The organism is Idiomarina zobellii (genome assembly GCF_900100855.1).
Taxonomy (GTDB): domain Bacteria; phylum Pseudomonadota; class Gammaproteobacteria; order Enterobacterales; family Alteromonadaceae; genus Idiomarina; species Idiomarina zobellii.
Genome location: NZ_FNCB01000002.1, coordinates 135,837 through 157,320, shown reverse-complemented (window position 1 = coordinate 157,320; position 21,484 = coordinate 135,837). Strand labels below are relative to the sequence as shown.

The 21,484-nt window shown below is 46.6% G+C and carries 22 protein-coding genes; 1 reads left to right on the top strand and 21 read right to left on the bottom strand.

Annotation, left to right across the window (positions count from 1 at the left end; genetic code table 11):
* Nucleotide 1: 1 nt before the first annotated feature.
* The 21 genes from lipA to BLT32_RS02810 form a co-directional block, all read right to left on the bottom strand.
* On the bottom strand, nucleotides 2-970 hold the full coding sequence (gene lipA, locus BLT32_RS02910; protein ID WP_053952805.1) for a lipoyl synthase: 969 nt from the start codon (nucleotides 968-970) through the stop codon (nucleotides 2-4).
* Nucleotides 954-1,619, bottom strand: coding sequence for a lipoyl(octanoyl) transferase LipB (lipB, locus tag BLT32_RS02905; RefSeq protein ID WP_053952804.1), 666 nt, complete (start codon nucleotides 1,617-1,619; stop codon nucleotides 954-956). The genes lipA and lipB overlap by 17 nt, the downstream gene beginning before the upstream one ends.
* 44 nt (nucleotides 1,620-1,663) lie before the next feature.
* The gene (gene ybeD, locus BLT32_RS02900; protein ID WP_053952803.1) at nucleotides 1,664-1,930 is read right to left on the bottom strand and encodes a DUF493 family protein YbeD; all 267 of its coding nucleotides are present in this window, start codon (nucleotides 1,928-1,930) and stop codon (nucleotides 1,664-1,666) included.
* Nucleotides 1,931-1,941: 11 nt separating this feature from the next.
* Nucleotides 1,942-3,102 (bottom strand): D-alanyl-D-alanine carboxypeptidase family protein, encoded by a 1,161-nt coding sequence (locus BLT32_RS02895; protein WP_053952802.1) that lies wholly within the window; start codon nucleotides 3,100-3,102, stop codon nucleotides 1,942-1,944.
* 68 nt (nucleotides 3,103-3,170) lie between these two features.
* On the bottom strand, nucleotides 3,171-3,992 hold the full coding sequence (locus tag BLT32_RS02890) for a septal ring lytic transglycosylase RlpA family protein (protein ID WP_053952801.1): 822 nt from the start codon (nucleotides 3,990-3,992) through the stop codon (nucleotides 3,171-3,173).
* The gene (gene mltB / locus BLT32_RS02885; RefSeq protein WP_053952800.1) at nucleotides 3,979-4,944 is read right to left on the bottom strand and encodes a lytic murein transglycosylase B; all 966 of its coding nucleotides are present in this window, start codon (nucleotides 4,942-4,944) and stop codon (nucleotides 3,979-3,981) included. Before mltB ends, BLT32_RS02890 begins: the two co-directional genes overlap by 14 nt.
* A gap of 15 nt (nucleotides 4,945-4,959) precedes the next feature.
* Nucleotides 4,960-6,075, bottom strand: a complete 1,116-nt coding sequence (gene rodA / locus BLT32_RS02880; RefSeq protein ID WP_053952799.1) for a rod shape-determining protein RodA — start codon at nucleotides 6,073-6,075, stop codon at nucleotides 4,960-4,962.
* On the bottom strand, nucleotides 6,062-7,957 hold the full coding sequence (mrdA, locus tag BLT32_RS02875) for a penicillin-binding protein 2 (RefSeq protein ID WP_053952798.1): 1,896 nt from the start codon (nucleotides 7,955-7,957) through the stop codon (nucleotides 6,062-6,064). Before mrdA ends, rodA begins: the two co-directional genes overlap by 14 nt.
* Before the next feature lie 11 nt (nucleotides 7,958-7,968).
* Nucleotides 7,969-8,439 (bottom strand): 23S rRNA (pseudouridine(1915)-N(3))-methyltransferase RlmH, encoded by a 471-nt coding sequence (gene rlmH, locus BLT32_RS02870; RefSeq protein ID WP_053952797.1) that lies wholly within the window; start codon nucleotides 8,437-8,439, stop codon nucleotides 7,969-7,971.
* On the bottom strand, nucleotides 8,440-8,760 hold the full coding sequence (gene rsfS / locus BLT32_RS02865) for a ribosome silencing factor (RefSeq protein ID WP_053952796.1): 321 nt from the start codon (nucleotides 8,758-8,760) through the stop codon (nucleotides 8,440-8,442).
* A gap of 72 nt (nucleotides 8,761-8,832) precedes the next feature.
* The gene (gene nadD, locus BLT32_RS02860) at nucleotides 8,833-9,462 is read right to left on the bottom strand and encodes a nicotinate-nucleotide adenylyltransferase (protein WP_053952795.1); all 630 of its coding nucleotides are present in this window, start codon (nucleotides 9,460-9,462) and stop codon (nucleotides 8,833-8,835) included.
* Entirely contained in the window at nucleotides 9,459-10,541 is a 1,083-nt protein-coding gene (gene holA / locus BLT32_RS02855) for a DNA polymerase III subunit delta (RefSeq protein ID WP_053952794.1), read from the bottom strand. Before holA ends, nadD begins: the two co-directional genes overlap by 4 nt.
* A gap of 11 nt (nucleotides 10,542-10,552) precedes the next feature.
* Nucleotides 10,553-11,002 (bottom strand): LPS-assembly lipoprotein LptE, encoded by a 450-nt coding sequence (locus BLT32_RS02850; protein WP_235443943.1) that lies wholly within the window; start codon nucleotides 11,000-11,002, stop codon nucleotides 10,553-10,555.
* 41 nt (nucleotides 11,003-11,043) lie between these two features.
* On the bottom strand, nucleotides 11,044-13,620 hold the full coding sequence (gene leuS / locus BLT32_RS02845) for a leucine--tRNA ligase (RefSeq protein WP_053952793.1): 2,577 nt from the start codon (nucleotides 13,618-13,620) through the stop codon (nucleotides 11,044-11,046).
* Between the two features lie 35 nt (nucleotides 13,621-13,655).
* The gene (locus BLT32_RS02840) at nucleotides 13,656-13,853 is read right to left on the bottom strand and encodes a hypothetical protein (RefSeq protein WP_053952792.1); all 198 of its coding nucleotides are present in this window, start codon (nucleotides 13,851-13,853) and stop codon (nucleotides 13,656-13,658) included.
* Between the two features lie 102 nt (nucleotides 13,854-13,955).
* A complete protein-coding gene (gene lnt / locus BLT32_RS02835; RefSeq protein WP_053952791.1) occupies nucleotides 13,956-15,467 on the bottom strand; it encodes an apolipoprotein N-acyltransferase in 1,512 nt (503 codons plus the stop codon).
* On the bottom strand, nucleotides 15,467-16,348 hold the full coding sequence (gene corC / locus BLT32_RS02830; RefSeq protein ID WP_053952790.1) for a CNNM family magnesium/cobalt transport protein CorC: 882 nt from the start codon (nucleotides 16,346-16,348) through the stop codon (nucleotides 15,467-15,469). The genes lnt and corC overlap by 1 nt, the downstream gene beginning before the upstream one ends.
* Nucleotides 16,348-16,833, bottom strand: coding sequence for an rRNA maturation RNase YbeY (ybeY, locus tag BLT32_RS02825; protein ID WP_053952789.1), 486 nt, complete (start codon nucleotides 16,831-16,833; stop codon nucleotides 16,348-16,350). The genes corC and ybeY overlap by 1 nt, the downstream gene beginning before the upstream one ends.
* On the bottom strand, nucleotides 16,830-17,822 hold the full coding sequence (locus tag BLT32_RS02820; RefSeq protein ID WP_053952788.1) for a PhoH family protein: 993 nt from the start codon (nucleotides 17,820-17,822) through the stop codon (nucleotides 16,830-16,832). The genes ybeY and BLT32_RS02820 overlap by 4 nt, the downstream gene beginning before the upstream one ends.
* Before the next feature lie 11 nt (nucleotides 17,823-17,833).
* Nucleotides 17,834-19,273, bottom strand: a complete 1,440-nt coding sequence (gene miaB, locus BLT32_RS02815; protein ID WP_074668869.1) for a tRNA (N6-isopentenyl adenosine(37)-C2)-methylthiotransferase MiaB — start codon at nucleotides 19,271-19,273, stop codon at nucleotides 17,834-17,836.
* A gap of 82 nt (nucleotides 19,274-19,355) precedes the next feature.
* Nucleotides 19,356-20,225: a DMT family transporter gene (locus tag BLT32_RS02810; protein ID WP_053952786.1), complete on the bottom strand. Its 870-nt coding sequence runs from the start codon at nucleotides 20,223-20,225 to the stop codon at nucleotides 19,356-19,358.
* A gap of 116 nt (nucleotides 20,226-20,341) precedes the next feature.
* Between BLT32_RS02810 and BLT32_RS02805 the strand changes: the two genes are divergently transcribed.
* The gene (locus BLT32_RS02805) at nucleotides 20,342-21,481 is read left to right on the top strand and encodes an FAD-dependent monooxygenase (protein ID WP_053952785.1); all 1,140 of its coding nucleotides are present in this window, start codon (nucleotides 20,342-20,344) and stop codon (nucleotides 21,479-21,481) included.
* Nucleotides 21,482-21,484: the final 3 nt, after the last annotated feature.

Here is a 21,484-nt window from a genome sequence, read left to right as displayed (position 1 = left end):
ATTAACGTACTGTTTCACCTGCAGCTTGCAAGTCTGCATGATAAGAAGAACGTACTAATGGGCCACTTGCAATGTGTGAAAAGCCCATTTCTACACCGGCTACTCGTAGCTCTTCAAATTCATCCGGGTGGACGTAGCGAGCGACTGGCAAGTGATGACGACTTGGCTGAAGGTACTGACCAATAGTCAGCATATCAACATCATGCGCTCTCAAGTCGCGCATAACCTCAAGTATTTCTTCTTTGGTTTCACCCAAACCAACCATCAAGCCAGACTTGGTTCGAATATCAGGGCGTGCTTCTTTGTATTTCTTCAACAAGTCCAACGACCACTGATAGTTGGCACCAGGGCGTGCTGCTTTGTATAGGCGTGGCACGGTTTCCAGGTTATGGTTGAAAACATCGGGCGCTTCTTCTTTAAGAATATCCAAAGCCACCTGCATACGGCCACGGAAGTCAGGCACTAACACTTCAACCTGAATATCACCATTACAATGGTGGCGAATTTCACGAATACAGTCAGCAAAGTGCTGAGCACCGCCATCGCGTAAGTCATCACGGTCGACTGAGGTAATGACTACGTATTTCACTTTCATGTCGCGAATGGTTTTGCCTAGCTTCTCTGGCTCTTCCGCGTCAGGAGGTAAAGGACGACCATGAGCAACGTCACAGAAAGGGCAGCGGCGAGTACATATATCACCGAGAATCATGAAACTTGCAGTCCCATGATTAAAGCATTCTGGTAAGTTTGGACATGACGCTTCCTCACAAACAGAATGCAGTCCATGGCTACGCATGGCTTGCTTTATCTCATCAATTCGCTCGGTTGAAGAGGGAAGCTTCACTTTCAACCATGAGGGCTTACGCAACATTTCATCGCGCTCGGTTGGAATAACCTGCACGGGAATAAGTGCCATTTTGTCGGCGTCGCGCATTTTGACGCCAGGTTCAACTCTAACTGGCTTTGACATAATCTTGAGCGAGTCCTGTTTGTTGAAGAATGTTGCTGTACGACAGCGCATCAGTAAAGTGATTGATGATAGCATTGGCTGCTTCATCAAAGGTTTGCGGGCCATTCATGTCTTTTGTTTGGACCATTTTAATGCCGGTTAAACCACAAGGGTTAATTCGCGCAAACGGCTCCATATCCATATTAACATTCAGTGCAAGACCGTGAAACGAGCAGCCCTTGCGAATACGTAAACCTAAAGAGCACACCTTGTCTCCGCTAACATAGACTCCAGGTGCATCGCGCCTTGCGGCTGCTTCTACCTGGTAGTCGGCGAGCATATCAACAACGGTTTGTTCTATGCGGTTGACTAACTGTCTAACACCGTATTTTAAACGGCGAATGTCTAACAGGAAGTAGATAACGACTTGACCCGGGCCGTGGTAGGTCACCTGACCACCACGATCGACTTGTATAACGGGAATATTGCCGGGGGCGAGAAGGTGTTCTTCCTTACCTGCTTGCCCCTGGGTAAAGACAGGATCGTGCTCAACCACCCAGAGTTCATCGGCAGTGGTTTCATCACGTTTGTCTGTAAACGCTTGCATAGCATGCCATACAGGTTCGTATGGTTGCCTGCCAAGGTTACGTATAATAAGAGTATCGTTCATGCCGCAATTATAACGTTTGTAAAGCTTAACGGCTAGTCGTTACATCAAAGTACGTAGCGAACGTCATCAATATCGGACAGTGAGCGGTACAGTACTTCAATGTGTTCCTGACTTTCCACACGGACGGAAACAGAAACTGAGTGATAATTCCCCTTGCTGCTCGGTTTAACAGATGGGGTGTAATCTCCTGGGGCATGCTCCTGGAGTACGGCTACTACTTGATCTGGCAAGCTCTCAGTAGCGACGCCCATCACTTTAAACGTGAAGCGCGTCGGAAAGTCTACCAGTTTATCAAAGCGCGTTTTTTGCATGACGTAAACCTTTATTCTTCACTAAACTGTTGCTTAATATAGTCCATGATTTTTTTGAAAAAGCCGCCTTCCTCAACAGCTTGTAAGGTAACTAACGGGAATGATGCAACATCTTCGCCATTAAGCTGTAAATATACAGTGCCGACTTTCTGACCTTTGCTTAGTGGTGCTTGTAGCTTTTGGTCCAATTCGAAGTTAGCTTTTAACTCGTCTTTTTGACCACGCGGTAAAGTAACAACCACATCTTCGCTAATACCAAGCGGTACTTCATCAATGTCGCCGCCCCAAATTCGATGCGCGACAAAGCTCTCACCGGCCTCATACGCTTTTACGGTTTCGTAGTAACGGAAGCCGTAGTTCAGAAGCTTTTTGCTTTCTACTTTGCGTGCTTGTTCGCTATTGGTTCCCATTACAACTGCGATAAGACGGGTTCCGTCTTCGACAGCAGAAGAGACCAGGCTGTAACCTGCTTCATTTGTATGACCGGTCTTAATGCCGTCTACGTTTAAGCTTCTGTCCCAAAGTAAAGAGTTGCGGTTATATTGCTTAATATTGTTAAACGTAAATGATTTCTGTGCGTATAACTCGTATTCTTCTGGCGTTTCTTCAATTAACGCACTCGCCAGGGTTGCCATGTCTCTTGCTGACACATACTGGTCCGGGTCTGGTAACCCATGACTGTTTGCAAAATGACTGTTCGACATACCAAGCTGCTGAGCGTAGTTATTCATAAGGTCAGCAAATGCGTCTTCACTACCTGCAATGTGTTCCGCCATTGCTACACAGGCGTCGTTTCCTGAGGAAATGATAATACCTTTGTTTAACTGCTCTACAGAAATTTGCTTACCGACTTCTATAAACATTTTGGACGACTCTGGGAAGTTCTTCGCCCAGGCATTTTCACTAATTGTGACCTGATCATTCGGGGAAATACGACCCGAAAGAATTTCTTTACCAATGATGTAGCTTGTCATCATTTTTGTCAGGCTGGCTGGCGGCAAACTTTCGTCCGCATTGCCTTGAGCCAATACTTTGCCCGTTGTGTGGTCAATTAAAATATAAGCTTTTGCATTAACAGACGGTGCATTTGGCACTAGCGACTGGGCAGCTGCAAAGCTAGCTGTACTAAAGGTAATGGCAACGATAGCAAAAAAACGACAAATCTTTTTCATTGGAATTATCTTATTAGTCAGTGTGAAACAAAATGTGAAACACGAGTTTTAAATAGCGCTGGATTATATCAGTTCTGAGCTGTTCCGTCAGGCGCAGCAGCACTGTTTTGCAGTGCTTTTACACGAAACGCCTTTGGGTAGCCATTGGCTCGGACTCGCTCGAGCAAATCATGGCTTTCATGCTCAGGCACTGGCCCTAATACTAATTTGTATAGACCATTATTTTGTTCAGTAGTTGCAATTTCTTTAAACTGTGTCGGTAAATGGTCTTTTATCTGCGACAGGCGTTGTTTATCCGAGGAAGCCACGAGTTGAATGTGATAGGACGATGCTTTAGCTTGCTCACCGGCACTAGCGAGCGGTGTTTCCAGGTTGATGGCTTCGACTCGCACAGGGGCGGTGCCGGAATCCAGCATGTCGAGTTTATAAGCCGCCGCAAACGATAAATCAATAACACGTTCGGGATGGAAAGGACCGCGGTCATTGACTCTGACAATGACACTGCGGTTGTTGGTTAAGTTGGTCACTTTGACATAAGTGGGCAAAGGCAACCGAGTATGAGCAGCTGTCATACTGTACATATCGTAATATTCACCGTTCGATGTCAGGTGACCATGAAACTTGTTGCCATACCAAGAGGCATAGCCTTCTTCAGCAAACCCCTGAGCGCTATCCATAACCTGATATTGCCTACCAAAAACCTCATAGTCCCGATTACCTTGAGGACTGTGCGGCTCCGGTACAGGCACCGCATTTCGAAGCTCGGCTTGTGTTGGAAGCCGGGTTGGGGCGCTGTCGTGATGCTGACTGTATCGCCCTGAAGGCGAAGAGCTACACCCGGCAACCAGAATTACTATTAACGAGCTGAAGAGTAACTTATTGGCGCGCATTGCGAAGCTGTTCACTAAATTGGTAAACCGCCATAGCGTAAAGAGGGCTATGGTTATAGCGAGTAATGACATAAAAGTTATCGTACCCTAGCCAATACTCTGCAGACTCTTCCGTTTCAAACTCAAAGACACGGACGTTTGTTTCCGGGCTTACTGCTTCATGATTTGGTAAATCAAACCCCTTATCAACCAGCTCCTTGCGAGACGTGTTTGGCTTCATACCTTCACTGGCTACTGTTGACCAGTTGCCATCATCACTAAGCGGTTGAGCAACGGGTTGTCCGGCTTGCCATTTATGCTTGGCAAAGTAATTTGCAACACTGCCTATTGCATCGACTGGGTTGGTTAATAAGTTGCGTTCACCGTCGCCGTCAAAGTCAACTGCGTAATAACGGTAACTGGACGAAATAAACTGACCATAACCCATTGCGCCGGCATAAGAACCTTTGGCTGAGTTAATGTCCCAGCCTTCTTCAGAAGCCAGTTGGAAAAACTCACCAAGCTCCGAACGAAAGAATTTGGCCCGAGGCGGATAATGAAAACCCAGAGTATATAAAGAGTCCAGTACGGAGTATTTCCCCATGTAGTTACCGTAAAAGGTTTCTACGCCAATAATAGCGACAATAATTTGCGCCGGAACGCCATACTTTTGCTCTGCTTTTTGCAGGGTAGCTTCGTGTTTTTTCCAAAACTTCAAACCGGCTTTGAGTCGCTTTTCGGTTAAAAATATCGGGTAATACTGATACCAGGGTTTTGCTTCCCAGGGACGCTGAATGGCTTCAAGAACATCATCGTTTACTTTGGCGCTTGTTAGCCATTGCTTTAGTTGGGCTTTATCTAAATTGTGTTGCTGAGCCTGCTCTTCAATAAACTCATCGACACTTGGAATGTTGTCTTGTGCTGCCAGACTCATGCTGAAAATAGATAACGCAATACCTGCTAATAAACGCATAACCTGCCTCTTGTTTTAATTATTAATGATGAGCCTATGGTGAGTGGCTATCGACATTAATATGCCAAAGCCGGCCATGAGCGTCACCATTGAGGTGCCACCGTAACTAATTAAGGGTAATGGTACCCCAACAACGGGTAAGAGTCCTGAAACCATACCAATATTTACAAAAACATACACAAAGAAGGTAAGCGTTATAGAGCCTGCTAATAACTTGCTGAATATATCCTGAGCACGCATAGCGAGGATAAGCCCGCGCAAAATAACAAAGCCGTAGAGAGCTAAGAGTAAAACGACACCTGTCAGACCAAATTCCTCACTGAATACTGAAAAGATAAAGTCGGTGTGTCGCTCGGGAAGAAACTCGAGCTGCGACTGCGTGCCCTGCAGCCATCCTTTACCGTCAATTCCGCCAGAGCCTATTGCTATCTGTGACTGAATAATATGATAACCGCTCCCCAGAGGATCACGCTCCGGATTTAAAAAGGTCAGGACACGTTCACGCTGGTAGTCATGCATGAGATAAAACCAGAGTACCGGAGCAAAAGCCGCAGCGGCAATGCCGGCCGTCATCACCAATCGCCAACTGAGACCGGCCAGGAAAATGGCAAAAACCCCTGCACTGGCAACAATTAAAGAGGTCCCCAAATCGGGTTGTTTAGCTATTAGTAGGGTGGGAACCAATACCAGAATGAGACCACCAAACAAGTGTGTCAGAGTGGGGGGGATTTGCCGCCTATCCATATACCAGGCGAGCATTAACGGCATTGCCAGCTTCATAATTTCTGAAGGTTGTATCGTTACCGGGCCAACATCGAGCCAGCGCTGTGCACCTTTGCCCATTTCTCCAAAAGCAAGAACGGCAACGAGTAGAAGCACAGCAGCAATAAATAATGGAACCGCCAGGCGGCTTAATGCCCGGGGCGGAATTTGCGCCAGAACGAATAGGACAACAAAAGACGCCAGAATTCGAACAGATTGGCGTTGCATCATGGCCATGTCCTGGCCTGACGCACTAAAAATTACGAACAAACTGACAACAGAAAGGGCAACAAGAGCCAGAAACAATGGTCCGTCAATGTGAATTTTTTTCAGCAGCGGGTTCCGCTGCCTCTCTTCAGTTGTCAGCATTATGATTTGCCTGATCGTTGTCGTTTATCATGTAACGTGAATGCCATTCATCGAGCATTCTCCGCGCAACGGGAGCTGCAACACTACCGCCACCGCCGAGTGAGTTTTCAATAGCAACAACAATAGTCACTTTAGGGTCAGTTGCGGGGGCGTAGCCGACATACATGGCGTTATCGCGATAGCGCTCTGCAATGTCTTCTGCGTTATATTCTTCGTCTTCTCCGAGGCTTCGAACCTGCGCCGTACCTGTTTTCCCGGCTGAGCTGTATTCAGCGTCTTTAAAGGCTGAACGGGCGGTACCGGTGTCATCCATGTTGACCATTTTCATGGCGTTTTTAATGACTGTCCAGTTCGACGCATTATTAAGCTCTATCGGTTTATTATGAGTAATCAATGCTTCAGACACTTGCCCTTCGTCTATGGTGCCGCGCAGCAAGCGGGGAATGACGTACTCACCTTCATTGGCGACAATAGCTGTAGCAACCGCTAGCTGCATGGGCGTTGCGGTCCAGTAACTTTGGCCAATTCCGACAGATAATGTTTCACCGGCATACCATGGCTGGCCAAAACGGGCTCTTTTCCAACCGCGAGACGGCATGAGGGCAGGCACTTCTTCGTGAATATCGAGCCCGGTAATCTCTCCAAAGCCAAATTTAGTCATAAAATCTGACATTTTATCGATGCCTAACTTCAGTGACATATCATAGTAGAAGGTATCGCAGCTTTCGGTTATGGCCGTGGTAACATCAACCCAGCCGTGACCCCAGGCCAGCCAATCTCGATAGCGTCTATCCACACCTTTAATTTCAAACCAGCCCGGATCCCAAATTCGGGTATCTTTGGTAATAGTACCGTCCTCAAGACCTAATAATGCAATTTGTGGCTTTACCGTGGAGGCAGGAGGGTAAGCTCCTTGAGTCGCACGGTTTAATAAAGGGCTGTTTTTTGAGGTTAATAAAGAGCGATACTGTTTAACAGAAATACCATTGACGAACCAGTTAGGGTTGTAACTTGGAGTGCTTGCCATAGCTAGTATTCCACCAGTTTCATTGTCCATGAGAACAATAGAGCCTCGATTTTCTCCCAGTAGTTCAACCGCTTTTTTCTGTAGTTCAATATCGAGTTCAAGAATAACATCAATACCAGGCTCGGGCGCCTCTGTACTTAACGTGCGAACAGCTCGTCCGCGGTTATTGACTTCAACACTCTGGAAACCGACCGTGCCGTGTAATTGTTTTTCATAATATTTCTCAATGCCCAGTTTGCCGATGGTTCGGCTGGCAGCATAATTTGCAAGCTCCCCTTGCTCTTTAAGGCGGTTAACGTCTTGCTGATTAATTTTTGCGACGTAACCAACGGCATGAGTCAACAAGTCTGCATACGGGTAACTTCGAATAAGTCGGGCTTCCAGGCTGACCCCGGGGAATTTATGTTGGTGTGCGGCGAAAATTGCCAGGTCTGTTTCACTGACGTTATCCAGAAGCGGGACATTATTAAAGCGACGTTGACTCTTTAGGTTTTGTTCGAACTGTTGGAGCACATCATCTGAAAAGCCCAGCAAACTTTGTAATTGCGAAAGTGTTGCATTGAGATCATTGACTTCTTCCGGGGTCACATCAATGCTGTATATGGGTTTGTTCTCAGCCAGAAGAACGCCATTTCTGTCGTAAATAAGCCCTCGATTAGGGGCTAAAGGCACAAGCTTTATGCGATTGTCGTTAGACCGGGTTTGCAGTTCGTTGTGCTCACTGACTTGCAAGTGGAACATATTGGAGGCCAACAGTACAAAGACGGCCACAACAATAACGATGGCGACCATCGCACGGCGGGCAAAAATAGCAGATTCGGCTTCGTGATCACGTATGGTTGTGCGCTGGCGCATTATTATCGTTATTATTCTCTGTGATAAGGGTGATTATTATTCAAACTCCATGCCCGGTAAAGGCTTTCCGCAACAATTAATCGAACCATTGGGTGCGGCAAAGTTAAATTCGATAACGACCAACGCTGCTCTGCCAATGACAGACATTCATCTGATAAACCTTCAGGACCACCAACCAGCAACGTAACATCGCGACCATCCATTTGCCAGGCCGAGAGTTGCTTTGCCAGCTTAGGTGTGTCCCAGGCTTTGCCGTTAACTTCTAGTGTAATGACTTTATTGCCTTTAGGGATAGCCTGAATAAGCGCCTTGCCTTCTTCTTGCATTATTCGGTTCACATCGGCCTTTTTGGTGCGTTTGTGAGCCGCAATTTCGGTCAAAACAAGCTTACAGTCATTTGGGAAACGCTTCTGGTATTGGTCAAAACCTTCTTTTACCCAGGTTGGCATTTTGGTGCCAACCGCAAGTAATTGAATGTGCACTTACTGACCCCAAAGTTTTTCTAATTGGTAAAAGTCGCGGATGGTTTCCTGCATAACATGTAAAACCACATCACCCAGGTCAACTAAGACCCATTCCGACTGCTCACCACCTTCAATTCCAATAGGTGGGAAGCCTGCATGCTTGGCTTCCGTTGCCAGGTACTCGGCAATGCTCTTAACGTGTGTTTTAGAGCTACCCGAGCAAATGACCATAAAGTCAGCAACGTCGGTTTTATCGTGCACATCAAGAACTTGTATGTCACGAGCTTTTATATCTTCAATTTTATCAATGACAAAATCGCGTAATTCTTCTGCCTGCAAAGGAGGGTCTCCATTCGATTTTAAGTTTTGTTTCAACCGCTAAGTTTAACAGATTATCGCGGCTCTGTTCAGCTACAAATACAGTTTGTTTTCTTTAATGTACTTGTAAACAGATTCAGGAATTGGCGGCGACGCAGGGCGTTTGTGTAACTGTTCGCGAAGTTCGGTTGCGGAAATGTCGATAAGAGGAGTTTGGGCAATATAAAGCTTGCCGTTTTTGGCACTTTCTAAGTCGCTCGGTTGGTTAACTCTGTGTTGAGCTATAAAAGTTTCAAGCTCGCCACCTTGCGGCGCAAAAGGCACACCACTGCGAGGCATCACTACGATATGCGCATATTGAACGATTTCCCGCCATTTGTGCCAACGATTCAGGCTCATCAGCGAGTCCATTCCCATAACAAAAACAAGTGTATCGTTAGGAAAGCGTTCAGAAAGCTCAGCGAGTGTGGCTGCAGTATAGGAAGGGCGTGATTGTTGTAACTCCCAGTCTTCAGCCTCAAAACCGGGATAGTCTTTGCAAGCAAGCTTAACCATGTCGAGTCTCTGTTCAGCTGAAGCTTCTGGCTGCGTACGATGTGGGGGAATAGCACTAGGCATAAACGCAAGCCGGTCTATTCCGAGTTCTTTCATCAGTGCGCTGGATGTTTTTAAATGACCGTTATGGATAGGGTCAAAAGTGCCACCGAAGAATGCCCGAATCATAGTGAAATAAAAGAATGTTCAGTCTGAAATGGTTGAGAGAAAGTGTTTAAATACTCGGTGGTGTTTAAGTGGTTCGTGCCTTGCTGGCAAAGCAGCCCGAGCAAATGAACAGTTAATATTAGCGGAGATTCGCCGCTGTCCTGTTTTAATGCCATTTCTAAGCGTTCGATTAGGTAGTGTAACTGATGCAAAGCGTCTATAGACAAAGACTCTGCGCGCTTCATATAGCCAGGTTGTTGGTTGGACCAAATCATATTACGGCGAAAAACAGCAGAGACATCAAGGTTGTTACCACTGTTTTTAAGGGTGGTCAGCAGTTGCACTTCTCTTTGCAAAATCCAGGCAAAACGGTGAAAGTCGTTTTCTTCATCAAGTAAACGCGTAAGTCTGTGCAGAGCTTCTTTATAATTACCGGCCTGAATACTTTCTTGTAAGGCGAATACATTAAAGCGGCTGGAATCACTGCTGGCATCGGTCAGAAAATCTTGAGTGATAATGCCCGAGTCACTGAGCAGTTGCCATTTACGAAGTTCCTGATCGAGTGCTAGTAGATTCCCCTCGAACCAATCAGACAATAACTCAGGAACACCGTTTGCTAGCTGTAACTGGTATTTTTGAGCTCGCTTATGAATAAAGGCGGGGAGTCGGCCTTTATCGGGGCTTTGCGTTCTTATTAAAGGCCCATGCTGAGATAACGACTTAAACCAACGACTGTTTTGATGTTCTTTTTTTAAATAACTGCCAATGACCACAAGAGTATGGTTTTCCGGAAGCTGGCTTGCATAGCTGTGCAAAGCGTTTGAGCCCTCTTTACCGGGTTTGTTTTCAGGGAGTTCGAGTTCGATGAGTGTGTTGCTACCGAACAAACTCATTGACTGTTCAAGCTCACTGAGTTGCTTCCAGTCAAAGTCTTTTGATTGTATCCAATGGTACTTTTCAGCATCCTGACCAAAGTGCTGGCGGATAGAATCTATAGCATCCATGCGCAGCAGTAAGTCATCGCCGAACAGCAGCAGTACGGGAGGAACGCCCGAGCGTTCAAGGTACTGGTTGAGTTGTTCGGGATACAAGGTCTGCACTTAACGCTCCGTTATTGCGACAGTTCAGAGACAATTTGCTGAAGGATAATTCGCGATGCTTCAGCCCGCATTTCGTTAACCAACATTTCACGCTCCCGAGTTTTTGCCAGGGCAAAGTTTGGGTCGTCCTGGTAATCGCGGGCAACTTCAGCAGTTCTTTCGACTAATACCTGGTCGTCTTTTAAGAGCTGATAGTTCACTTGGTAAAGTAACTCGTATTCTGCCACCTGTCCGCTTTCGAATAATGACAGGGTGCGGCGTTCGAGCTTGTCAGAAAGTAGAGCTAACTGATAACTATTGCCGCTTTCTACGACGTTAATACCCGAGTGTACTAATCGCTGTTCCATTTGCGAGGCTAGCTCTTTTGACACCTTAGAGTGTAATGCCATTGAGTCCAGGTTGGGAGGCAACTGGTAGTCACCACGCAACTGAAAGCCACACCCTGAGAGTGTGGCTAACATTGTTAGACTCAGTAGTAGCCGGCTCATTATTCTCATCGTCATTAACCAACAACAATATTGAGAATTTTGCCGGGAACGTAGATTTTCTTACGTATGTCTTTCCCTTCAATGTGCTTTTGCACTGACTCATCGTCGAATGCTTGTTGTTCGACTTGCTCGGCAGAAGCGTCAGCAGGAACGGTCAGCTTGGCGCGAACCTTCCCATTTATTTGAACCACGATAAGCTTTTCATCTTCAACCAAAGCGCTTTCGTCGACATCTGGCCATGCAGTAAACGACAATGGTTCTTCATGACCGAGCTCAATCCAAAGCTGTTCACAAATGTGTGGTGTAATAGGGGCTAGCATACGAACGACAGCATCAATGGCTTCACCTAGCACCTGACGGTCGGCAGATGTTTCCATGGGGGCTTTCTGAAGGTGATTCAGTAACTCCATAATAGCCGCAATAGCCGTATTAAAATGCTGGCGGCGGCCCATATCATCACTGACTTTGGCTATAGCTTTGTGCAGCTCACGGCGTAAGTTCTTTTGCTGAGAATTCAACGTTTCACCAGAGACATAGCCACCGGCGTTAATAAAATCGAAAGTGAGTTTCCACAAACGACGTAGGAAACGCTGAGCGCCTTCAACACCAGAATCAGACCATTCCAATGTCATTTCTGGTGGTGCCGCAAACATCATAAACAAGCGCACGGTGTCAGCACCGTATCGCTCTACCATGGTTTGCGGGTCAATACCGTTATTCTTAGACTTCGACATTTTACTCATGCCGGCGACTTCAACGGGTTTACCGTCCGCTTTTAATGTAGCCCCTGAAATAGCGCCTTTTTCGTCGCGTTGAACATCAACATCCAGCGGCGAGAACCATTCTTTACCACCTTTTTCGGTATCACGGTAATAGCTGTCTGCTAACACCATACCCTGACACAGCAAGCGCTTAAACGGCTCGTCAGACTCGACTAAGCCGGTATCACGAAGCAGTTTGTGGAAAAAGCGAGCGTACAGTAAATGCAGTATCGCATGCTCAATACCGCCAATATATTGATCCACCGGCAGCCAGTAGTTTGCTTTCTCAGGATCTAACATCGCGTCATGAGTTTGCGCACTGCAATAGCGAGCGTAATACCAGGATGACTCCATAAAGGTATCAAAGGTATCGGTTTCGTGCTCAGCCGGCATACCGTTATATTCAGTTTTACGCCATTGGGGATCAGACTTGATTGGTGAGTTAACACCATCCATAACGACATCTTCTGGTAATTTCACCGGCAGTTGTTCTTCAGGAACAGGTACAGACTCACCATTTTCCAGGTTCAGCATAGGAATGGGTGTGCCCCAGTAACGCTGGCGCGAAACTCCCCAGTCTCTCAGGCGATAATTCACTTTTTTCTCGCCGATTCCTTTCTCATTGAGTTCTTTCGCTATGGCGTCAAAAGCATCTGCTGAGCTTAACCCGTTGAAACGATCAGAATTGATGACTGTGCCTTTTTCCGTAATAGCCGCTTTAGCAATGTCATTATCGCCGGATAAAGGCTCAATAACTGGTTTTATCGGCAAGTCATATTTGGTTGCGAATTCCCAGTCGCGTTGGTCGTGGGCTGGTACTGCCATTACAGCGCCTGAGCCATAATCCATCAGCACGAAGTTAGCGACCCATACTGGAATTTCCTCGCCTGTCATAGGGTGCACTGCTTTAAAGCCAGTATCCATGCCCAGCTTGTCCATGGTAGCGATATCAGCTTCAGCGACCTTATTGTTCTTGCAGTCTTCTATGAAGGCAGCCAGCTCGCTATTGTTTTTGGCGGCTTCTTTTGCCAGCGGGTGACCAGCGGCAACGCCCATATAAGTGACGCCATAAATAGTGTCAGGACGGGTGGTATAGACTTTGAGAGGTTGCTCATAACCATTGACAGAAAAGTCGACTTCGACACCTTCTGAGCGTCCAATCCAGTTACGTTGCATTGCTTTAACTTGCTCTGGCCAACCGTCGAGTTGGTCAAGATCGTCTAGCAACTCTTCTGCGTAGTCAGTGATTTTTATAAACCACTGTGGAATTTCCTTTTGCTCTACGGTCGCACCGGAGCGCCAGCCTTTTCCGTCAATAACTTGCTCATTTGCTAAAACCGTTTGATCGACAGGGTCCCAGTTCACAGTGGCGTTCTTTTTATAAACCAAACCTTTTTCATAAAGCTTGGTAAAGAACCATTGCTCCCAACGGTAGTAGTCGGGCGAGCAGGTTGCTACTTCGCGGTTCCAGTCATAGCCAAAGCCTAAGCTTTTCAGCTGGTCGCGCATGTAGTCGATGTTCTGATAGGTCCATTTAGCGGGAGCCGTTTTGTTTTGGATAGCGGCATTTTCAGCAGGCAGGCCGAACGCATCCCAACCCATTGGCTGTAGCACATTTTTACCTAACATACGCTGGTGACGGCTAATGACGTCGCCGAGCGTGTAATTACGGACGTGTCCCATGTGTAACTTACCGCTGGGGTAAGGAAACATTGATAAACAGTAGAACTTGTCTTTGCCCGGTTCTTCTTTTGCGGTAAAAACGTCTTGCTCCTGCCAGCGTTTTTGCATAGCAGTTTCAATTTTGTTGGGGTTATATTGTTCTTGCATAGTCCTGCTTACTTCCGTTGGTGCAATAAAGTGAATTAACTGATGGCGTACCACATGACAAGCATGACAACGATGCCTGCTAAACCAAAAAAGCCATACTCAAATACAGAACGTTGTTTCACTTCTGCAGGGGCAGACTTATCGATACCAAATAGCATCAACCAGCTGCTTAGGCCTAAACCACCAGCGGCAACCAGAACGGCAAACAAAATAGCATCGAAAATATTTTCCATAATGATATTCCTGTAGAAAGTACAAATAATAATTGCAGATATAGGCTCTGCTGACACACTGAACACACAGCCTAATAGTGTACTGATTTTAGGGCGTTATGACTACGCTTGAGATCGCTTATTACGGGCTTTTGTCAATCCCGCGGGAAGCAGTCCTAAAAGCGCAAGTATAAAAGCGCCCCATAAACCAAACCGCTTGTACCAGGTATCGCCATTAACTGGGTAAAGCTCGGCTGAAACGGTTGCAGCCTTAAATTGCGGAGCTTTTTCGATAAACTGACCAAACTCATCGACAATAGCAGTGACACCGTTATTCGTTGCCCGTAAAAGAGGGCGCTGCAATTCAAGCGCTCGCATTCGGGATATTTGCATGTGTTGCCAAGGCCCGTGAGAGTCGCCAAACCAAGTGTCATTACTTATAGTGACCAAAAAGTCAGTGTCTTCAAAGGTATTGTCCCGAACCTGCTGAGGAAAAGCTATTTCGTAGCAAATGGCCATAGACAGCTTTCTGTTATTTGCTTCCAGGTTAGGCTGCTGATAACCGCCCCGGCTAAAAGAGGACATGGGTAAATTAAACAGCGGAGCTATTGGACGCAAAATGTCTTCAAAAGGCACGAATTCACCAATTGGGAGCAAGTGGTGTTTTTGATAACGGTTTTCGCCACCATATTGGTAGGTGTCATCATCAAGCACAATAACACTGTTATAAAAGGCGTCATTGAGTCTGTCGTAATCGATAATGCCAGTAATTAACGCTGAGTCGTTAACCGACGCAGATTGCTCCATCGTGTTCAGAACGTCCTGCGCATAAGGCTCTAAAGCGGTTACCGCAGACTCAGGCCAAATCACAATATCATGATTGAATTTAGGTCGCGTTAAGTCGAGATAACGCAGAATATTTGGCCACTGCTGTTCGGCTTGCCACTTCAGTGACTGCTGAATGTTGCCTTGTACCAACAGTACACTGGTTAACTCGGTACTTCGCCAGGTAGGCTGCAATTTGTAACTTAAGTTTGAAACCGTGAGTAATACAAGTGGCACAATTAAGAGTAGTGGACGATGATATTTTACAGCCATTAAAATAGACAGTGCTGTTAGCCATAAGGCGACAGTAATGCCAGATTCGCCAACCAGAGGCGCTAAATTGGCAAATACACCGTCGGTTTGCGTGTAGCCAAGACTAAGCCATGGAAAGCCTGTGAACAGCCAGCCCCGAAGTAACTCAAAGCCCAGCCAAATAAGAGGAAGTGAGAAACGCCACTGTATGCTTCGGTGTGACAATTTTTGCCAAAGCCCGAATGCAAGTGCAGGGAATAACGACAAGTAAAGAAACAGCAGTAGTAGAATAAGAAGGGTGGCGTAAATTGGTAAACCACCATACTGGTCAATGCTAACGTAAATCCAACTCAACCCTGCGCTAAACCAGCCAAAGCCAAAGGTTAACCCCGCATAAAAAGCTCGCTTCGGAGCCATTGGCCAAATGACTTTCAGAACCAAAGGTAAAATAATAAAAGGCAACCAATGCCAGTTGAACGGGGAGTATGCCAGAGTTAAAGATGCTCCGGACAAAAGCAAGAACAGAGAGTTAAGCTTACTCCCCCAGCGTTTCTTCATTATTCGGCGTTCTCCGAAGACTCGACTTCTTGAATGCTTACTTGAAGTTGCTGAATCCGTCGTTTGTCGGCGTTAGTAATACGGAAAGTGAAATTGCCTAAGGTAATTTCTTCTCCAGCTTGTGGAAGATGCCCAAAGCCATGAGCGATTAAGCCGCCTACTGTGTCGTGCTCTTCGTCGCTGAATTCTGACTTAAAGTACTCGTTAAAGTCTTCAATAGTGGTTAATGCTTTAACTGAGTATCGAGTCGGGCTTAAACGACGAATGTTTTGTTTGTCGTCATTTTCATTGATATCGGTTTCATCTTCAATTTCGCCGACAATTTCTTCGAGAATATCTTCTATCGTAACAAGCCCTGAGACACCGCCGTACTCATCGACAACAATAGCCATATGGTAGCGGTTTGAGCGGAAGTCTTTCAGTAAAACGTCAACACGTTTGCTTTCTGGAACAATAACAGCAGGGCGCATCACTTTATCTAGCGAGAATCCTTCGTCAGTGGCGTTAAAGCCATAGCTGAGCAAGTCTTTTGCCAGAAGAATGCCCTCAACCTGGTCTTTGTTATCAGTGACGACAGGGTAGCGGCTGTGCTGTGATTCGATAACGATAGGCAGAAACTCTTCAACGCTTTGATGCACATCGATAGTGACCATTTGTGAGCGTGGAATCATAATGTCGCGAACTTTGAGTTCAGCAACGTCCAGGACACCTTCAATCATTTCCTTGGTATCGTTATCAATCAGGTCGCGTTCTTCGGCGTCCTGTATTAAATCGACGAGTTCTTCTCTGCTTTTCGGCTCACCGGTGAATATTTGTAATAACTTGGCTGCCCAAGATTTACCCGACGAGCCGTTGGCTGAGTGGGGGTTGTCGTCGCTCATTAAAGTGTTTGCTCCGTGTTGCTTGTAATTTCGTATGGGTCTGGATGGTCGAGAGAGGCCATAACTTTCCGCTCTAAAGCTTCCATTTCGACCGCATCTTCTTCTTGTATATGGTCGTAACCTAAGAGGTGCAGAGTACCGTGTATTACCATGTGCGTCCAGTGGGCGATGGATGACTTATGTTGCTCTTCTGCCTCGCGTTCAACCACGCTTTGACAGATGACCAAATCACCCAGTAATTGCACCGGTAGCTCCACAGGACTTTCAAACGGAAATGACAGCACATTCGTGGGGTAGTCTTTCTCTCGGAATTGATGATTGAGTTGTGCGGCCTCTTTATCGGCTACAACTCTAACCGTCATTTCTAAAGGCTTGTCGAGTGCAAGTATGTCAGCAACCGCATTAACTGCGGTTACTATAATAGACTCTTCCGGGGCAGACTCTATACCTTCTGCTATTTGGTAATCGACCGTGACTTTACTCATGAACGTTTATCGAACTCGTCGTAGGCCTGAACGATACGCTGAACAACCGGGTGTCTGACAACATCGCCGGCCTGGAAGAACGTAAAGCTCACATCGGACACTTTGTGTAGAACCTCAATGGCGTGTCTTAAACCAGAGCGTTGGCCACGTGGCAAGTCGACCTGTGTAATATCGCCGGTAATTACCGCTCGTGAATTAAAGCCAATACGTGTCAGGAACATTTTCATTTGTTCGCAGGTGGTGTTTTGACTTTCATCGAGAATGATAAAGGCATCGTTCAGAGTACGACCGCGCATATAAGCCAGTGGTGCCACTTCAATGACGTTTCTTTCAATAAGCTTTTCAACTTTTTCAAAGCCAAGCATTTCAAATAGAGCGTCATAAAGCGGTCTTAAATAGGGGTCTACCTTTTGCGCTAAGTCACCGGGTAAGAACCCGAGCTTTTCACCCGCTTCGACTGCAGGACGGGTGAGTAGAATACGGCGAACTTCCTGTCGCTCAAGCGCGTCAACGGCACAAGCCACGGCTAAGTAAGTTTTACCTGTTCCGGCAGGCCCAATACCAAAGTTCACATCGTGTGCCAAAATGGACCGGACGTACTCAGCCTGGTTATGGTTGCGTGGCTTAATAAGACCGCGTTTGGTCTTAATGTGTGTCATTTTTTCTGCGGCTGGGTTGCCTTTGTCGCCATCTTGTTCAAGTACCTTGGCTTGTTGAATGGCTAGGTGTACCTGCTCTGGTTCAATTTGGCCGTCACGACCTTTCATTGGCGCAGTATCGACATATAAATCCAGCAGCAGCTGATGTACCGAAGAAACGGTTTTGGCATTGCCAATTAGACGGAACTGGTGACCACGATGGGTAATTTCAACGCCCAGGCGGCGCTCTATATGCTGCAGGTTCTCATCTAAAGGCCCGCAGAGGTTAGAAAGCCGACGAGAATCCGTCGGCTCCAATTCAAAATCTAGCGTTTGCGTTTGTGGACTCAATCGATTCCTCTTTAACTCGCTTGGGGAGGCATTTTCACAACACCCAATTCATCGGGTTCGTTGAGTTTGCCTCTTTGTAAAATAGTTTCGGGCGCGGTGTCGACACGCAGCCCCATGTCGCCTTCTTCGCGAATAAGCTCACCACGTAAACTGTTCGGTAACACTTCAGTGATACGAACATCGACGAACTGGCCTATCATATGGGGCTGCCCAACAAAGTTTACAACCCGGTTGTTTTCCGTTCTGCCTGACAGTTCCATCGGGTTTTTCTTCGATGGTCCGGTGACCAGAATTCTCTGCTCGGTGTCCAGCATACGTCGCGCATGTGCCATAGACTGTTGGTTCAGCCGCTGCTGTAAAATTTGCAAGCGCTGCTTTTTCGTTTCTTCTGAAACATCGTCAGGTAAGTCTGCGGCCGGAGTGCCCGGACGTGCGCTATAAATAAAGCTGAAACTCATGTCAAAATCAACTGCCTGGATCAAATCCATCGTAGCCTGAAAATCGGCATCGGACTCGCCCGGAAAGCCAATAATAAAGTCAGATGATAGGGCAATATCTGGACGTGCTCTCTTTAATGCACGCATTTTAGATTTGTATTCAAGCGCAGTATGGCCGCGTTTCATCATTGTTAGTACGCGGTCTGAGCCACTTTGCACCGGCAAGTGCAGGTGACTGACCAACTCAGGGATGGTTGTATACGCTTCAATAATGTCGTCAGTAAACTCAACCGGATGCGACGTTGTGTAACGAATACGGTCAATACCATCAATGGCTGCAACCAGGTGAAGTAACTCAGCAAAGCGACATTGAGTGCCGTCAAAGTGCTCACCCAAGTAGGCATTTACGTTTTGACCCAAAAGGTTAACTTCGCGCACGCCTTGATCTGCCAGTTGTGCAATTTCATAAATGACATCGTCAACAGGGCGGCTGACTTCTTCACCACGAGTATAAGGAACTACACAGAACGAGCAGTATTTGCTGCAGCCTTCCATAATAGAAACGAACGCGCTAGCGCCGTCTGCTTTGGGCTCCGGTAAACGGTCGAATTTCTCAATTTCAGGGAAAGATACATCAACCATCGGCGCATGGGTTTCGCTGACTTGGTTAACCATTTCTGGTAAACGGTGCAATGTCTGCGGTCCAAATATAATGTCGACGAAAGGCGCGCGTGAACGTATTTCATCGCCTTCTTGCGAAGCCACGCAGCCACCCACGCCAATGAGTAAGTCTGGCTTTTTCTGCTTAAGGTTTTTCCAACGACCTAGCTGATGGAAAACCTTTTCCTGAGCTTTTTCGCGAATGGAGCAGGTATTCAGTAAGATCAGATCAGCGTCTTCTGCTTCTTCTGCAACATCGTACCCGTGCGTCGATTTGAGTAAGTCAGCCATTTTCGCTGAATCGTACTCGTTCATCTGACAACCCCATGTTTTGATATATAACTTCTTGCTCATGACTACTCGATGGTTGATAGGTTCTAGAATTAAGACCGCATATTTTATCGTTTATTGGGGCAAATTGCCAAACACGAATTTGCTAGCTTTTACGACGCGAACGTATTGCAAAATAACCCGCCACAAATATGATGAGAGCACCCCATAACATGTGCCAGGCAAGTGCTTCATTAAACAGCCAAAAACCCAGCAGTGCGGCGAAAATAACAGAGCTGTAAGTAAATACGCCGACTTTTGCCGGAGGAGCAATGGAAAAGGCTTTGGTCATAGCTAACTGACCGTATACGGCCAGTAAACCCATCGCTAAAACACCAAACCAATGATGGCTCGGAATAGGCTCCCATAACCAAAGTAAAGGAATGCCCGACGCAATTGTGGCTAATGCCGAAAAGTAAAACACGATTTTGCTGGCCGATTCTGTGCTGGACATACGACGTATTACGGTCTTAGTAAATGCGGCTAAAGCTGCTGCTAAAAATGCCACAGCAATGACCGGAGACAGTTCACTGTTCATTGGGTCGAGGAAAATAAACACACCAACAAAACCAAGGGCAATAGCCAGCCAGGTTTGGCGGGCGACATAATCCTTTAACCAAAGCCAGCCAATAACGGGAATTAGGAATGGGGATAACAGCAGTACCAATGTGGCTTGAGCAAGCGGTATGGTGGCAATGGCATAAAAGAAGAGATACATTGCAGTGATGCCGGCAGCCGCTCTGACTAAGTGCAAGCCGAGCCGTGTTGTTTTTAAAGAGCTGGTACCTTTTCGCCAAAGCCATGGCAGTAACACTAAAAATGCGGTTAAGTTGCGAAAAAAGACCAGTTGCTCGAAGGGTTGATCCTGGCTGATGAATTTTACCAGAGCACTCACACCAGCAAAGCTCGCTTCCGCGCTTAAAATTAAAAACGAGGCGAGAATAACGGCTTTTTGAGAGGTGTCTGTTGTTGGCATTCGTGTGCTCTTAAAAAATGTGATGTTTCTACCGCTGAATCTGCTCATGATAACGGAAAAGACACTAAAAATGTGTTATTTATAGAGAACTTAAAATCACAGGCTTTTGCGGTTCTATGCAAGATTTAACAGTTGTCATAAATGGTGGTGGTATGGTTGGTGCGGCTTCGGCGCTTGCGTTCGCGAAAGCTGGGGCCCACGTTAAATTATTTGAGAGCAACCCACCGTCACTCGACAACCAAGGCAATAATTGGGACCTCAGAATTTCATCTGTGAATGCCGCTAACTGGCAGTGGCTTTTATCACTTGGCATTCATGGTGTTATTGAGCCAGGCAAAGTAAAAGACTACCAACGGTTAACCGTGACTACTCAGTCAGGGCGGAGCTTAACCTTTGATGCCAGTGAAGTGGGTCTGACATCACTGGGAGTTATGGTAGAAAACAATGCGTTACAGTCTTCGCTTTGGCAGTGCTTACGCGACTATGACAATGTCGATTTCGTTACTGAGCAGCGTATTGACTCGTTAGACAGTCAGCAGAAAACGGTTAGGCTGACGAACAACGAACTCATACCTTTTGATTTACTGCTCGGGTGTGATGGCGCAAACTCCATTATTGCGAAACTCAGTAGTATTGGCTACCGCGGTTGGGACTACGATCAACGCTGTTTGCTGGCCAATGTCGAACTAGAGCAGCCTATAGAGCCGGAGACCTGGGAAGTATTCAGACCGCAGGGACCTTATGCGTTACTGCCATTGTCTGATACAAAAGCCTGCCTCATTGACTACGATGAAAGAGCCAGCATTAGGGCGCTTGAGCACGATGAGTCGGCGCTTCAGAAACATTTGTATTCTGTGTTCGAGCCTCGTGTCGGAAAATTTCGCGTCATAAAAGCGGCTAGCTTTCCTTTGCAGCGTAAGCACGCATTATATTATACCTCTAATGGTTGTATTGCGCTTTTAGGGGACTCGGCACACAGTATTCATCCTATGGCGGGGCAGGGGGTTAACCTGGGTTTCGCCGATATTCAGTGCTTGCTCAACGAATTATCTAACAAGCCAGTGGCTCAGGCGCTTAACGTATACGAAAAACAACGAAAATTTGAAAACGCTAAAATGATGCGTCTGATGGACGTGCTGCAAGTTAGCTGGCGCAGTACTCATCCACTAGCGCGGTTCATTGCTGATGTCTCGTTAACCGCGGCAAAAGCGCCGTTGCTGAAAAACTTCTTAATAAAGCAAGCTATTGGAGATTAGGTG